Genomic DNA, 14,265 nt, shown 5'->3' on the forward strand with positions numbered 1-14,265 from the left:
ACGTATGGAAACGTGTAAGGACATGTATGAAACGGCTTGGCTTTTACCGAGCACCCTGCACCTAGAAGCTGCAAGACCCGGAGCCGCCGCCCACATGTCCCTTCATCTAAACCAACAATGTCAAAGAGCGACAAAAATCGACGCTGCGCCTGAATTTCGGTGACCGTCGCTGCGTTCCGTTGAAGAGCACCGCGTCGGTGGAGTGGCTTCTATGCGGGAGCTTCCCACCCGTCAACACCGTTTTGCAATTTTGTGTCGCTTTACCCTGGAGGTCGGGCGAAAATGGCGGAAAAGCGTGGCTTTGATGGTGCCCTCGCCCCGCTGTGAATGACCATTTGATGACCAATTCTATTCGAATCCCCTGCGAATCGCCCCCGAATCGCGTGAGTGGCGGTCGAATCGCGCCTTCTCAAAGCGTCAGAATGCGGCGCGTGCGGCGACTCCTCGGGGGGTAGCAACCGGAGAGTCGTGGAACGGGGGCGGCGCCGGTCCGTTGGCAATGCCTCCCCATCCTGAGGTACCCCGCCCATGCGTTCCGCCAGCAACCCCGTTCCGGCCGAGACCGCGCGTCAGGCGCCCCCTCCCCGCATCTCGGTAGGCACTATCGCCGCGCTGCTGGCGGACACGCTCGCGAACCAAGACCTTCTCTATGCGGCGGGCGACGAGGCAAGGGCGCTCGCCGTTACGCACGCTCTTGCGGCGCTGGTGCCGGAAGCCACTGTCCTGTTTTGCCCAGGGAGCGATGCCCTTCCCGGCGACGCAGCCCCCGCTTCGCCCGCGAATGTCGGCGCGCGGGTGGCGACGCTTCGCCGACTGCTGATCGAACAGGCCCGGCGGGACCGACCCTGGATCGCCTGCATCACCACAGGCGAGGCGCTGGGACGCCGCTATCCTCCGCCCGAGGCTTTCGACGCCGCACCACCGCGAGTGGCGGTAGGCGAGGCGATCGCCCTCCCCACCTTGTTCGAAGCCCTGATCGACGCGGGCTATATCGAGGATGAGCGAGTCGACGAACCCGGCGAGGTCGCGCTGCGCGGGCAGGTGCTTGATGTATACCCCGCCGACGCCGAGGCCCCGCGACGCATTGAGGTAGCCGATGGTCGGGTCATTGCACTGCGCAGTTACGACCCCGCTACGCAGAGAACCATCGACGATTGTGACGCGCAGGAACTCGGTCGTGTCGCCGAACCGCCGGTCGAAGGAGACGGTGTCCCCCTTATTGCCCATGTGCCCGACGCTGTGCTGGCGATCGAACCAGCTGCGGCGGAACGGCGCGAGCGGTTTCTTGCGCTCGCTGCAGATTCGCAGCGGCGCAGGCCCGGACGTGCGATCAAGGATGTCGTGGAGGAACGCCAATGGCGCGCGGCCATGCAGGCCCGTGCGATGCTGGACCTGTCGGCCGAGGACAGTCCGCCGGCCAGGTTCGTCGAGCGTCGCGCACCGCTTCGCGCCTTTGCCCGCGCGGCGCGGGCGGCGATGGAAGCCGGCGACCAGGTAGTGCTGATCGGCAGCGCACGGGATCTGCGCTTTCTTCGGCCCCGGGTTGCGCGCGTGTTGTCGACTCAGCCCATCGATCTCGAACGTTGGGCTGATCTGCGCACCCAGGATCCGGGATCTTTGTGTCTGCTCGCGGCTCCAATCGAGCGGGGCTTCCGCCATGGCCGTGTCCTTGCCGTTGCGGCGGCCGACCTGTTGGGAAGCCGTGCGGAGCGTGAGAGCGCGTCGGCGATTTCGGCGGATGCGGCGATATTCGGACAGGTTGAGCTCCGCATCGGCGACCTGGTGGTCCATGAGGACCACGGCATCGCCAGCGTAGCTGGCTTGGCACCTATGCCAGGCGACGGCAGTACGGGCGGTGATGCCATTGCGCTCACCTATGCAGATGCTGGCGTGCGGCTTGTGCCCGTGGCGGAGGCGGACCGCCTCTGGCGCTATGGCGGCGACGCCGACGCCGTCGCACTGGACAAGCTGGACGGCTCGAGCTGGCAGCGGCGGCGCACCGCCATCGACCGGGCGATCGCCGAAACAGCACGCGGCATGATCGCACTGGCCGAAGCGCGGTTGACGCAGGCCGCACCGATACTGGCGCCCGAGCCGGCCGCCTATGAGCGCTTCGCCGCCGGCTTCCCCTTCAGCGAAACGCGCGACCAGGCACGCGCTATCGAAGCGGTGCGTACCGATCTCGGCGCCGGGCTGCCGATGGACCGGCTGGTGATCGGCGATGTCGGCTTCGGCAAGACCGAGGTGGCACTGCGCGCGGCGGCCATCGCGGCGCTTGCCGGCCACCAGGTTGCAGTTGCCGCACCCACCACGGTTCTGGCCCGTCAGCATCTGGAGACCTTCACCGAGCGGTTCGAAGCGATGGGGATTACCGTCGCCGGGCTTTCGCGCCTTTCTACCCCGGCAGAGCGCAAGCAGGTGAAGGCCGGCCTCGCCGACGGTTCGATCCAGATCGTGATCGGCACCGGCGCAGTTGCCGGAAAGGGAGTCACCTATGCGCAGCTTGGGCTCGTCATCATCGACGAGGAGCAGCGCTTCGGCACCGCCGACAAGGCAAAACTGCGCGACCTGGGCGCCGGCCATGTGCTCACGCTGAGCGCCACGCCGATCCCGCGTACGCTGCAGGCGGCACTGGTCGGCGTGCAGCATCTTTCCGTCCTCGCCACGCCCCCTGCCCGGCGGCAACCGATCCGCACCGCGCTGGGGCATTTCGACGAGGTCTTGGTTCGTGCGGCGCTCCTGCGCGAGCGCAGCCGCGGCGGACAGAGCTTTATCGTCGTGCCCAGAATCGAAGACATGGCGTTCCTCACGGCAAAGATCGCGCGGCTGGTACCGGAGCTGACCCTGTTGCAGGCTCACGGCAAGATGCCGGCAGCCGAGATTGACGATGCGATGGTGCGCTTCGGACGGGGCGAAGGCGACATTCTGCTGGCAACCAGCATCATCGAGGCAGGGCTGGACGTGCCCCGGGCCAATACCATGGTGCTCTACCGCGCCGACCGCTTCGGGCTCAGCCAGCTGCATCAGCTGCGAGGACGTGTCGGCCGCGGGAGCAGGCGAGGACAGGTATTGCTCCTGACCGATCCGGAGAAGCCGATCGCCGCGCGCACGCTCAAGCGGCTCCGCACGCTGGAAGCGTTTGACAGGCTCGGCGCGGGCTTTGCGATCAGCGCGCAGGATCTCGACATGCGTGGAGCGGGCGACTTGCTCGGCGAAGCCCAGGCGGGACATATGAAGCTGATTGGAATCGATCTCTACCAGCATTTGCTGGAAGCAGCCCTGCGGACGGCGCGAGGCGAGGCGGTGGAGCGCTGGGCGCCCGAACTGCATCTGGGCGTAGAAGGTGCGCTTCCTGAGTGTTGGATTCCGGACGAGGAGACACGCGTCGGACTCTATGTCCGAATTGGCCGCGCTGCGGACGGCGTGGCCATCGACGCAATCGAGGCGGAACTGGAAGACCGGTTCGGAACCCTGCCTGCGGCAACGACTACGCTGCTCGCGGTTACGCGGATACGCGCTCGGGCTCGAATGCTTGACGTTGCGCGGATCGACGCGGGCCCCGCGGGGATTGCGCTGACGCCGCGTCCCACCTTCGAGGGCAATGCCGCCGCCGCGGGGCTGATACAAAAGGGCGAGCGGTTGCTGCTGGCGGAACGCATCGAGGACCCGCTCGAACGCCTCGCCCGGGTCGAGACGATATTGGACGCGATGACGCAGGATGGATGACGTTGTGTGTGGGGCCAGCTGGCCATAGGCTAGCACGCATAAACATAGCGGAGGGGAGCTAAGGCATCGTGATCCTGCCAATCCTGCTGATGATCCAGACCGGCACCGGGCTCAATGCCGAGCAGGAGATCATCGTCGTCGCGCGCCAATTGCGCATGATCAAGGTCGACCTGAAGACTGACAAGGCAGCCGGCGGGGTAACCCTCCGGCAATGCCGCGTCCTACGCGGTTCCGGCCAAGGAGATCTCGACATTATCCCCTGTGACGTCGCGCAGCGCTGCGCGGAAGAAGGTATGCCGTCGCGGCGGGCACTGAAAGCATGCGTGGAGGACCGATCTACGGATCGGATCAATGCCGTATTGGCCGCGCGACGCATAGCACGCGGAGGATGACCCGGCGCGCTTTTCCGCTCCCCTGGTCGCAGCGAATTACGACAGCTGACGGACAAGATCGGCGAGTAGGATCCGTGCGACGGGCTGGTTGCTTTCGTCCTCGATGTCGAGGCTGCCCCGGATCTGCTTCGGGCCCGCATGGCCACGCAGCAGGTTCCGAGCGAAATGGTGCCCGGCGATCAACGCGTGTCGTAGATCGGGGAGTTCCCGACGCTCGGCTGCATGGGGGTGGTGATCGGGGGTACGCAGCTGAAAGCAATAGGCGGGCATAATGGCATAATGCGCGGCGGTTCAACTGGTTGCGAGCTGTCGTGTGGATTCGGGCTGCGAAGGATCCGACATTTTTACGAATTGTGATGTCCTGCGCGCAGGCTACCGCATCGCAGCTTTCTTCGCTCTCTCCAAAGGAAGAGAAAATATCTCGCCTGCTTAAGAGGGTTTGGAAGATAGTTTTAGAGTTAAACGTCCCGTCGATTGGCATAAGGTGCGGAGAATGCTGGCATTTATGCGTTCGGCCTGTTCCCGAAGTTTCGATCTTCCGTTCCTGAAAGGTCGAGAGGGGCGTTCCCGAAGGATCGACGGATCGTTCCTGTTGGGTCGATTATCGTACCTGAAGTGTCGATGGATGCGATCGAACGACCGATTTTGATGCCTGAAGGTCGGTTGGGGCGGATCGCTTGAATCAAATTTGCGCCACTACCCGGGGAAGAGGTTCAAATTTCTTCCACCTTGCCCTCAACCCTGGCGTTTGGATTTTCATGCCCGACACTTCGGGAACGCTGATGCCCGCCACTTCGGCGGGGTTCGGATCACCCGGATCGGTCAGCGGAGCTGGTGCTTGTTCCGAGCATGCCACTGGCGGACGAAGCCGATGAAGGCGTTCTGATAATTGGCGGGCGTGCGGGCTGGGTCGGATTCTACCCAGTCCCGGAACTGCCGGTGTAGCTCCTGATAGTCCCAGCCGGGGCATTCGCCGCGGAGCTGTGCCAATGTCGCGTCGGTGACCATCCCGTTGGTCGCCCTGCTTGCGAGGCTGGCGAGTGACCGCCTGATCTGGGCACGCGCCTCCGCGCCGAGCGGGGGCGTGTCTTCAGCCGAGGCAGCGTCGTCGGGCGGTACGGACGGCTGCGGCGGGGGCGCCTTTTTATGCGGTGTCTTGTCGGGGCGGGGTGCGCCCTCCCCTTCGGCGCGGCGGCGCATTCGAAGGCTGGGCTCGCGCTTGCCGTTGGGGGTTTCAAGTGCGAGCGTATAGCCGGGCAGCTCGTCCCGCTCGACGATCTTCGCGATCTCGAACTTGAAGCGTCGATACTGCCCTTCGGCGCCGGACTTTTCGAACAGCGTCGGCATGGAGATCGCGAAACCGCCCTCCCCTGCCCCGCCGGCATGCTTGCGCGCGACCTTGTACAGCCAGCGCTCGCGTCCGCCGGTCAGGTTGAAATAGGCGCGATCGATGGACAGGACACCGCCGGTCATCAGCACGCCTTCGTAGAACCAGTTGGACAGCTCGATCGTCATGCCGCGCGAGCGTTCGGTCTTCTCGTCGACCAGCTGGGTCCAGCCGTCGAGCCAACTGAAGGTTGCCTCGCGACGGTTCTCGGCACGGATATTGGTTTTTATCGTGGTGGCAACCAGCCGGTCCAGCGCCTGGCCTAGCAGTTCATAGGCGCGCCCCGTCGTCGGGCGGCCGATCGCTCGCAGAAGGTCGTAGGGCATTAGGTGGAGCTTGCGTGGAATGTCGTTGCGGCCACGGCGCGCCATGTCTGCGAGCACGCTGGCGCAATAGATCAGGATATCCGCATCCCAAATCGTCGCCATGCCGTAGTCGGGATTGGCAGAGACATGGACCCAAAGTTTCCCATCCGGGCTTTTATAGTCGATCGGCTTGACCCGCTTGGTTTTCGCCAGGCTGAAGAAGGGGCGTTCCATCATCTCGCGCTGATCGCGCAGCGGCATGTCGGCGAGATAGGGAAGGAACAGGTCGAACTGTTCGGGGATCGACTGGCGATCGGCCTGGGTCATGAAGCCTCGAGGAGCAGGGCAGGGGGAAGATGTTTCCCCGGGGAAACCGGAGGAGGACGGCGTAATCGGCTAGCGGTTTCCCCGGGGAAACACGACCGCCGTGGAGACAGATCGTTTCCCCGGGGAAACCGCATCAGCGTTGCAGCCCGCGGCCGTCGCGCTCGAGCTGGTCGAGTGCTTCGCGGAAGGCGTTGACGAGATCGTCCTGATCGGCACCGGACCCGGCATGGAGACGGACCGTCACCCCCTGCCGGTTGGCAGACAGGACGCTCAATCCAGTGCGGCCGCTCGGCGCGGTCCAGCTGAAGAGTTCGTCGGCGATGCCCGGGCCTGCGGGGGCGGCGAGAAGGCGGCGGATCACATCGGTAGCGGTGATCGATGCTTGGCCCCGCAGGCGCCGCTCGCCCTGCTCGCGGGCTATCGTGCGTGCCTCCGCTAGAATGGCCTTGGCCGCCCCCTTGTCGTCCAGTGCCTGGGCAAGCGGGTAGGCGGGTTTGAGCTGCACATCCGCCGGCGAGGCGAAGGCGCCGATCACCGCATCCGGAAGACCGGCGACCTTGATCATCTTCGACAGCCAGCCCTTGGACAGCTTGAGCCGCTCGGCCATGCGGGTGAGATGATTGCCATAATGCGCCTTGAGCGCTTCGGCATAGTTGCGTGCGCGTTCGAGGTCGGAGACGTCCTTACGGGCGCGGTTCTCCAGGTCGGCTAGGCGGAAGGCGGCCTCGTCGTCCATCTGGACGACCTGGGCCACGAACTGCATTTCGGGATAGCTGTTCGCGCGCAGCCAGGAGATTGCGAAATGCCGCCGGGTGCCGGCGATGACTTCGAAATCATGGTCAGGATCGCCCTCGATACGGCGAATGACCGCCGGCACCTTCTGGCCATTCTCGGCGATGATGGAGTCGATCAGCTCGCGGACATTCTCTTCGGTGAGATGGCCATAAACCCGTGCGTTGCCTGGCCAGATGCGAACACGCGCCGGATCGAGCAGCAGCTGGGTAACCTGCCGCACTTCCCCCGAGGCCACCCGCGCAAGTGCGGACTCGCGCCCGAGCAGGGTAGTGCCGCGCGTGCGCGCGAGCCGATGCGGCAGTTCAGGTTCCGCCGCGGGTGCGGGTGCTGGGCTTGCGGCCGCCACCGGCGCGCTCTGCGCCTCGGTAGCAATTTCCTCCGCTAGCAGATCTGCGAGATAGTCTTTTTGGGTACGTGCCATGATTCAGTCCCTCTGCCTCTGCGCGGATCGATCAGGCCGCTTCATTCACGACATCCTCTTCGCTCGCGGGCGTCACGCGACCCCAGTTGCGACGAACCAGCGCTTCCACCTGGCCCAGTGCTTCATCGAGATTGGCCTTGCACCGCTTGTGCGTGCGTGCCGTGCCGATCGGGCGATCGAGCTCGTAGATCGACATCATCCGCATCGCGGCGTGGCTGATCTCCGCCGATTCGAGGATCGGAACCGGTAGCAAGGCGGGGCCGAAGGCCTGCTCCATGATCTGGCGGACCATGGCATGGCTGGGATCGTTGCCGTCGAACTTGGAGCAGATCAGCCGCACGAAGTCATAGCGCACATCGATCCCGGCCTCGGTCAGCTGGTGCAGCACCTGGTCCATCATCGACAGGAACTGGACGGTCGAGCAGAAGTCCGGCGTGGTCGCAGCCAACGGCACCAGCAGCGCGTTGGCCGCCTGCATCACCGCGAGGCTGATCGTGCCGAGGGCGGGGGGGGGATCCAGGATCACGACATCATAGTCGCGGGCGAGGTCGTTCAACCCGGCCTTCAGCTTGCGGAAACGCGTGGCGAGGACCGAGCCGCCATCGGCACCGGCGGCCGCCAGCTCATATTCGACGTCGAACAGCTCCAGGTTCGAGGGGATCAGGTCAACATTCGGCCAAGGGGTCTTCTTTACCGCATAGAGCAGGTCGGCCTGGGTCGGGTCGATCGAGAGATAGGGGTATAGCGTCTCTTCGCGGGTGATGTTGAAATGGGGATTGAAGCCGAACAGCGTCGTGGTCGTGGCCTGGCTGTCGCAGTCGACCACCAGCACGCGATAGCCCTGCACGGCGAAGTAATGGGCCAGGTGCGTGGTGACCGTGGACTTGCCGACACCGCCCTTAAAGTTCTGTACCGCGATGATCGCGGGGACGTCGAGCGGGGCGCGGGCTGGGGAGGCGCCCAGCACCTGCCGCATATTGAGCAGTTCCTCGACCGTGTATCCCGGACGGCGTCCGTTTTCGCTGGGCGGGGGCGGCGGCAGGCGACCATCCTCTTCGGCCATGCGAATGCGATTCGTCGAGCAGCCAAGCAGTTGCGCGGCCTCGGCGATACCGAAGCGGACATGGAGCCCCTTGCGACTTTCCGGCAAAAATGCCTTGCGGCGCAACCGCTCGATCATTCGCTCACCGGCGTCCGCCAGTTCGCCGATCCGTTCTATGTCTGAATGCATTCTTGTCCCGCCCCGCGCGATTGAATGAGAGTTACGGGACATATGCACGATTTCGTTCAAATCGGCAAGGTGCCGGGGCGGAACGCGCATCCAGCTTGCGGGCGGTTGCTCAGAACATATCTTAGGACTATATTCAGTCCGTTATAAGTCCGGAGTGTCTATGCGCTACACCGAACAGGTCAAGCCGGTAAGCTATCTCAAGGCCAATGCGGCGGACGTGCTGCGGGGGCTGTCGGAAGGCGGCGCGCCGCTGGTCATCACACAGAATGGCGAGGCGCGCGCGGTGCTGCAGGACGTGGCAAGCTATCAGGCGACACAGGAGACTCTGGCGCTGCTCAAGCTGCTCGCGCTCGGCACACGGGACGTGGAAGCCGGGCGGGTGGCGCCTGCGCGCGAGGCAATCGCGCGGTTGCGGAAGGGCGGGGAAGACGGCGCGGCATGAGCGCACGCTATACCGTCTACCTCACCGCCGGCGCCGAGAATGATCTTGCCGAGATCCATGGCTGGATCGCGGCGAATCGGTCGCCCGAGCAGGCCGACAAGTTCCTCGACAGCATGTTGGCAAAAGTGGATAGCTTGGAGGCGTTTCCCGATCGCGGCAGCGTGCCGTTCGAACTGGATGCGCTCGGTATCAGTGAATTCCGCCAGCTGGTCGCGCCGCCCTATCGGCTGATCTACCGCGTGATCGTAGATCATGTGATCATTCTGCTGATCGCAGACGGCCGGCGCGACTTCCAGGCACTACTGGAGCGCCGGCTACTTTCCGCCTGACCCTTCTTAGCTGTGCAGCCAGCCGAACTGTCCCGCCGCAATCGCCGCCTGGGTGCGGTTGCGGACGTTGAGCTTGCGCATCACCGCCGTCATGTGGACCTTCACCGTGGCCTCGGCCATGCCGAGTTCATAGGCGATCTGCTTGTTCAGCAGGCCCGAATGGACGCAGCGCAACACCTGCATCTGCGTCGGCGTCAATCGGGGCGGCGACGACATGTCGACGGTCGGGCGCTCCACCTGCTGTGTTTGAATCGCGGCTTGCATGCCATCCTCCCTGACGATCCGTTTTCCGAGGCTGTGACCTCCAGATTCGTTAACGTTAACGTAGCCGAACTTGTAGGACAGGTTCAAGCCTAAATCTGCGTGAATTGCCGCCAAAGATCGTTTCGGCTGGCAATTTCAGCCGCTCCCGCATAGAACCTGTCTAATAAGTTGTCGCGGAGCCGCGGCACGGACAGGGGAGGGGCATGGCCGGTGCAGGAGAGGCCCAGCGGGCGTGGCAATGACGCAGCCTAGGCTTTCCGATCACGCCTATGCGGCGATCGTCGAACTCATCAAGGCGGAGGATCTGGAGGTTGGCGCGCGCCTTCCTTCCGAGGCGCGCCTGGCAGAGATGTGCGGGGTCTCGCGCGCGATCGTGCGCGAGGCGCTGGTGCGGCTGGGATCGGACGGCATCACCGAAGTACGGCGCGGCGCCGGTTCCTTCGTGAAGGGGCGCCCCTCGGAACGATTGGCGGCGTTCATGCCGCTTGCCGAGCTTCCTGCGACCTTGGGCAGCTACGAAGTGCGCTTCGTCCTGGAGACGGAGGCGGCGCGGCTCGCCGCAGTCCGGCGCACGGCCGAACAGATGGACGTGCTGGAAAGCGCGCTGGAGCAGTTGCGCACCGCGCTGCTGTCCAGTGCGCCCGCGCATGTCGAGGACCGGGAGCTACACCGCGCGATCGCCGATGCAACCGGCAATTTCGCATTCCAGCACGCGTTCGACGCGCTCTGGCCTGACGTCGAAAAGATCATGCAGGCCGGGGTTGATATCTCGCGCTCCCGCTCGCCGGCAGTCGTCGCGGTGATGCTGCAGGAGCATGAGGTGATTGTAGAGTCGATCCGCGCACAAGATGCCGAACGCGCCGCGCTGGCGATGCGCTGGCATTTGGGGGAGGGGCGGCGTCGCCTCATGCCCTGAGGGCGGACCGCTCCAGATAGGCGAGAACCGCGTCCCGCAAGACCGGTGGTGGCTGCTGCGCCGGGAGGGTGAGCACGCCTTCGTCAGGAAGCGGACGCTCCAGTGTGGCGAGCTGGCTGTCGAGGAGGCTCGTCGGCATGAAATGGCCAGGCCGCGCCGACATGCGGGCAAGCAGCTGGGCCCGGTCCGCCTCCAGGAGTACGAATTGTACACCGCCGGGAATGCCGGCACGCAGTCGATCGCGGTATACGCGGCGTAAGGCAGAGCAGGCGGCGATGGCATTGCCGCAGGTTTCGATCGATGCCGTTGCGGCAGCTGCAATACGGTCGAGCCAGGGCCAGCGATCGGCATCGGTGAGCGGCGTGCCGTCGCGCATCTTGGTCACCGCTTCGACGGAGTGAAATGCATCGCCCTCCAGGAAGGTGCAGCCCAGTCCCTCCGCGAGCAGCGCGCCCAGCGTCGACTTGCCGCAACCGCTGACGCCCATCACGATCACGGCTGCTGCGGCAGGCGATCGGGCAGGCAGGTTCGGCATGGCAAAAGGCTCCGGAGACAAGACAGATCCGCTTCTGAAAGGCTGCAGCGATGCTGGAAACTACGACCTTGGTCGCAGATGCCCACTCGCCTTCAACAGGTTAGCCAGCGCAATCAAGAACTAAGCTTAGAATGGGGATGGATATGCGCTGCTTCCTGGCCGGTCTGCTCGTCGCGACGTCGCTCACTGCACCCGCCCTCGCCCAGCAGGCATCCGTTTTTCCCAGCGCGCCGGACGAGCCGCGTGCCGTGACGGTAAAGGCGGTCGGGGACGGAAAGGCCGACGACAGTGGCGCGATCCAGAAGGCGCTCGATGATGCGCGCGACACGACGCGACACGGCATCGTCTTCCTGCCCTCGGGACGCTATCGCATCAGCCGTACCCTGGTGGTCCCGGCGGGCGTGCGCGTCTACGGCGTTGGCGCGACACGGCCGGTGATCCTCCTGGGTGCGAACACGCCCGGCTTCCAGCAGGGCGTCTCGACAATGGTCGTGTTCGCCGGCGACGACCAATATGCCGTCGGCAAGGTACCGGTGCCGGTGCCCAATGTGGTGCCGCGCGACAAGGTGGTCCGCGACGCCAATTCGGGGACCTTCTATTCCTCGATGAGCAATGTCGACATCGAGATCGGCAACGGCAATCCGGGCGCGGCGGGCGTGCGCTTTCGCATGGCCCAGCATGCGTTCCTCAGCCACATGGAGTTCCGGATCGGCTCCGGCTTCGCCGGCGTCTATCAGGCCGGCAACGTGATGGAGAAGGTCGCGTTCAAGGGCGGTCGCTACGGCATCGTCACCGAAAAGACCTCGCCCGCTTGGCAGTTCACGCTGATCGATTCGACCTTCGACGGCCAGCGCGAGGCGGCGATCCGCGAGCATGAGGTGGACCTGACGCTGGTCAACGTCGCGATTCGCGACACGCCGGTGGGGATCGAGGTCGACCGCGGCTATTCGGACTCGCTGTACGGCAAGGATGTTCGGTTCGAGCGCGTGTCCAAGGCCGCCGTCGTAATCTCCAACGAAAACAACGTCTTCACCCAGGTGGGGTTCGACAATGCGGTGGCGATCGACAGCCCCGTCTTCGCCCGCTTCCGCGAGAGCGGCAAGACCGTGGCGGGGAAGGGGCGGGCGTACCGCGTCGGCGCCTTCTCCTATGGCCTGAAGGTGCCGAAGCTCGGCGAGATGGGCAAATATGACCTGCAGGCCGAGGTCCAGTCGCTGACCGCGATGCCGGCGCCACGCGATCCCGCCGTACGCGCGCTGCCGCCGATGTCCGAGTGGGTGAACGTCCGCACGCTCGGCGTGAAGGGCGACGGTACGAGCGACGACACGGCGGCGCTGCAAAAGGCGATCGATGGCAATCGCGTGCTGTACCTGCCGATCGGCTTCTACAAGGTGACCGACCGGCTGAAGCTGCGGCCCGACAGCGTGCTGATCGGGCTGCACCCGGCGACTACCCAGCTTACCATTCCCGACAACAACCTCGCCCATGCCGGGCTGGGCAGCGTGATCCCGATCCTCGAGACACCGCAGGGCGGCGATAATATCGTCTCCGGTCTTGGCCTGTTTACCGGGCGGGTGAACCCGCGAGCTTCCGCGATATTGTGGCGCTCGGGCGCGAACAGCCTGTTGCACGATGTGAAGATCATGGGTGGCGGCGGGACGCCGACGGCGGACGGCAAACCGCTCGGCACGCAGCAGGCGCGGAGCGGTGACCCGGTGGCGGACGGCCGCTGGGATGCGCAATATCCGAGCATCTGGGTAACCGACAACGGCGGCGGCACCTTCACCGATGTGTGGAGCCCCAACACCTTCGCCCAGGCCGGCTTCTACGTCACCAACACCAGCACGCCGGGCCATGTCTACGAGATGTCGGTGGAGCATCATGTCCGCAACGAGATCGTGCTCGACAATGTGCAGAACTGGGAGTTCCTCGCGCCGCAGACGGAGCAGGAAGTGGGCGACGGACCTGATGCGGTGTCGCTCGAGATCCGCAACTCGCGCAACCTGCTGTTCGCCAATTACCATACCTACCGCGTAACCCGCAGCTACCACCCGGCGCTCAGCGCGGTACGGCTGTTCAATTCGTCCGACATCCGGTTCCGCAATCTCCACACCAACGCCGAGAGCGGCTATGCCGCCTGTGACGACGAGGGCTGTGGTACCTTCCTGCGCGCCAGCAAATATCCCTTCGACAATGCAATTCAGGACGTGACCGGCAAGCAGCTGGTGCGCGAGCGGGAGTTCGCCCGGCTCGATATCGGCGCGGTGGAGCGGCAGGTCGAGGAAAAGCCGCTTACCGGCAAGGTCGCGAAGCTGGAGGACGGCTTCTACTCGATCTCCGGCGCGACGGTGGATGCGCAAGGGCGGCTTTACTTCATCGATCGCCGATTCCAGCGGATCCAGCGCTGGACCGAGGCGAAGGGGCTGGAAATCATCCGCGATCATGCGTTGGACCCGGTGAACCTGGCGGTCGACGCCTTGGGCCATCTGCTGGTGCTGTCGTCGCTGGGGCCGAAGGGCGCGGTCTATTCGATCGACCCCGATGGGCCGCGTGACCAGTTGACCCGCATCGCGCCGACGCCGATCGCCGCGGCGACGGGGGCCACCACGCTCCTTCCGGTCAACTGGTGGGCGAACGGCGAATTCCGCGACCAGCTGAACCAGCAGACCTATCAGTTCACCACCATGGCCGAGCTGTTCGCCAAGGAAGCGATGGAGCCCAAGACCCAGGCCTATGTCTCGCCCGACGGCAGCGTCGCGCTGCCGGCCTTCCGGGTGTGGCAGCAGGGGCCGATCGATCATGTCGGCTGGCGCTGGTCGCACGCGCTCAACGCCAACGGCCTGATCGGCGGCAAGCAGGGCGAGCGGCTGTTCGTCACCAACGGGTCGGAGAACATCACTTATGCCGGCACCGTGGGCCCGGCGGGTACGCTCACCAACCTCAAGCCCTTCGCCAATCGCGGTGGCGAGAGCGTCGCGGTGGCGCCGGACGGCCGCGTCTATGTCGCGAACGGCCAGGTGTTCGTCTACGGCGCCGACGGCAAGGAGGTCGGCCGGATCGACGTGCCCGAGCGGCCGCTCCAGATCCTGTTCGGCGGAGAGGGCAAGCGCATGCTCTTCATCCTCACCCACCATGCGCTCTACGCCACCCGCCCCTGAGGGGCGGGGGCGTCTACCACCTATGTCGTAGATGCCT

The 14,265-nt window shown here is 65.0% G+C and carries 12 protein-coding genes; 6 read left to right on the forward strand and 6 right to left on the reverse strand.

Annotation, left to right across the window (positions count from 1 at the left end; genetic code table 11):
- The first annotated feature begins 528 nt into the window (after positions 1-528).
- Positions 529-3,726: a helicase-related protein gene (locus tag A7X12_RS14335; protein WP_064312270.1), complete on the forward strand. Its 3,198-nt coding sequence runs from the start codon at positions 529-531 to the stop codon at positions 3,724-3,726.
- Positions 3,727-3,794: 68 nt separating this feature from the next.
- Positions 3,795-4,118 (forward strand): hypothetical protein, encoded by a 324-nt coding sequence (locus A7X12_RS14340; RefSeq protein WP_157105602.1) that lies wholly within the window; start codon positions 3,795-3,797, stop codon positions 4,116-4,118.
- Positions 4,119-4,154: 36 nt separating this feature from the next.
- On the opposite strand, the gene A7X12_RS26800 is transcribed toward A7X12_RS14340, so the two are convergent.
- The 4 genes from A7X12_RS26800 to A7X12_RS14360 all read right to left on the reverse strand — a co-directional run bounded on the left by A7X12_RS26800 (position 4,155) and on the right by A7X12_RS14360 (position 8,584).
- Entirely contained in the window at positions 4,155-4,388 is a 234-nt protein-coding gene (locus tag A7X12_RS26800) for a DUF6894 family protein (RefSeq protein WP_064312272.1), read from the reverse strand.
- Positions 4,389-4,940: 552 nt separating this feature from the next.
- Positions 4,941-6,137, reverse strand: coding sequence for a replication initiator protein A (locus A7X12_RS14350; protein ID WP_064312273.1), 1,197 nt, complete (start codon positions 6,135-6,137; stop codon positions 4,941-4,943).
- A gap of 133 nt (positions 6,138-6,270) precedes the next feature.
- Positions 6,271-7,353 carry a ParB/RepB/Spo0J family partition protein gene (locus A7X12_RS14355; protein WP_064312274.1) on the reverse strand — a complete coding sequence of 361 codons (1,083 nt, stop codon included), beginning with the start codon at positions 7,351-7,353 and terminating at the stop codon, positions 6,271-6,273.
- 31 nt (positions 7,354-7,384) lie between these two features.
- Positions 7,385-8,584, reverse strand: a complete 1,200-nt coding sequence (locus tag A7X12_RS14360) for an AAA family ATPase (protein ID WP_064312275.1) — start codon at positions 8,582-8,584, stop codon at positions 7,385-7,387.
- A 160-nt stretch (positions 8,585-8,744) separates the two neighbouring features.
- On the opposite strand from A7X12_RS14360, the gene A7X12_RS14365 reads away from it, so the two are divergent.
- Both A7X12_RS14365 and A7X12_RS14370 read left to right on the forward strand, forming a co-directional pair.
- Positions 8,745-9,026: a type II toxin-antitoxin system Phd/YefM family antitoxin gene (locus A7X12_RS14365; RefSeq protein WP_064312276.1), complete on the forward strand. Its 282-nt coding sequence runs from the start codon at positions 8,745-8,747 to the stop codon at positions 9,024-9,026.
- The gene (locus A7X12_RS14370; protein WP_064312277.1) at positions 9,023-9,355 is read left to right on the forward strand and encodes a type II toxin-antitoxin system RelE/ParE family toxin; all 333 of its coding nucleotides are present in this window, start codon (positions 9,023-9,025) and stop codon (positions 9,353-9,355) included. The genes A7X12_RS14365 and A7X12_RS14370 overlap by 4 nt, the downstream gene beginning before the upstream one ends.
- A gap of 6 nt (positions 9,356-9,361) precedes the next feature.
- On the opposite strand, the gene A7X12_RS14375 is transcribed toward A7X12_RS14370, so the two are convergent.
- Positions 9,362-9,619, reverse strand: a complete 258-nt coding sequence (locus tag A7X12_RS14375; RefSeq protein ID WP_443029306.1) for a response regulator transcription factor — start codon at positions 9,617-9,619, stop codon at positions 9,362-9,364.
- A gap of 238 nt (positions 9,620-9,857) precedes the next feature.
- On the opposite strand from A7X12_RS14375, the gene A7X12_RS14380 reads away from it, so the two are divergent.
- A complete protein-coding gene (locus A7X12_RS14380; protein WP_064312278.1) occupies positions 9,858-10,535 on the forward strand; it encodes a FadR/GntR family transcriptional regulator in 678 nt (225 codons plus the stop codon).
- Here the strand turns inward: A7X12_RS14380 and A7X12_RS14385 are convergent.
- Positions 10,525-11,070: a gluconokinase gene (locus tag A7X12_RS14385; protein WP_064312279.1), complete on the reverse strand. Its 546-nt coding sequence runs from the start codon at positions 11,068-11,070 to the stop codon at positions 10,525-10,527. The genes A7X12_RS14380 and A7X12_RS14385 overlap by 11 nt on opposite strands.
- A gap of 137 nt (positions 11,071-11,207) precedes the next feature.
- On the opposite strand from A7X12_RS14385, the gene A7X12_RS14390 reads away from it, so the two are divergent.
- Positions 11,208-14,228, forward strand: coding sequence for a glycosyl hydrolase family 28-related protein (locus A7X12_RS14390; protein WP_064312280.1), 3,021 nt, complete (start codon positions 11,208-11,210; stop codon positions 14,226-14,228).
- Positions 14,229-14,265 lie beyond the last annotated feature (37 nt).

The sequence above is a fragment of the Sphingomonas sp. TDK1 genome (assembly GCF_001650735.1).
GTDB lineage: Bacteria > Pseudomonadota > Alphaproteobacteria > Sphingomonadales > Sphingomonadaceae > Sphingomonas.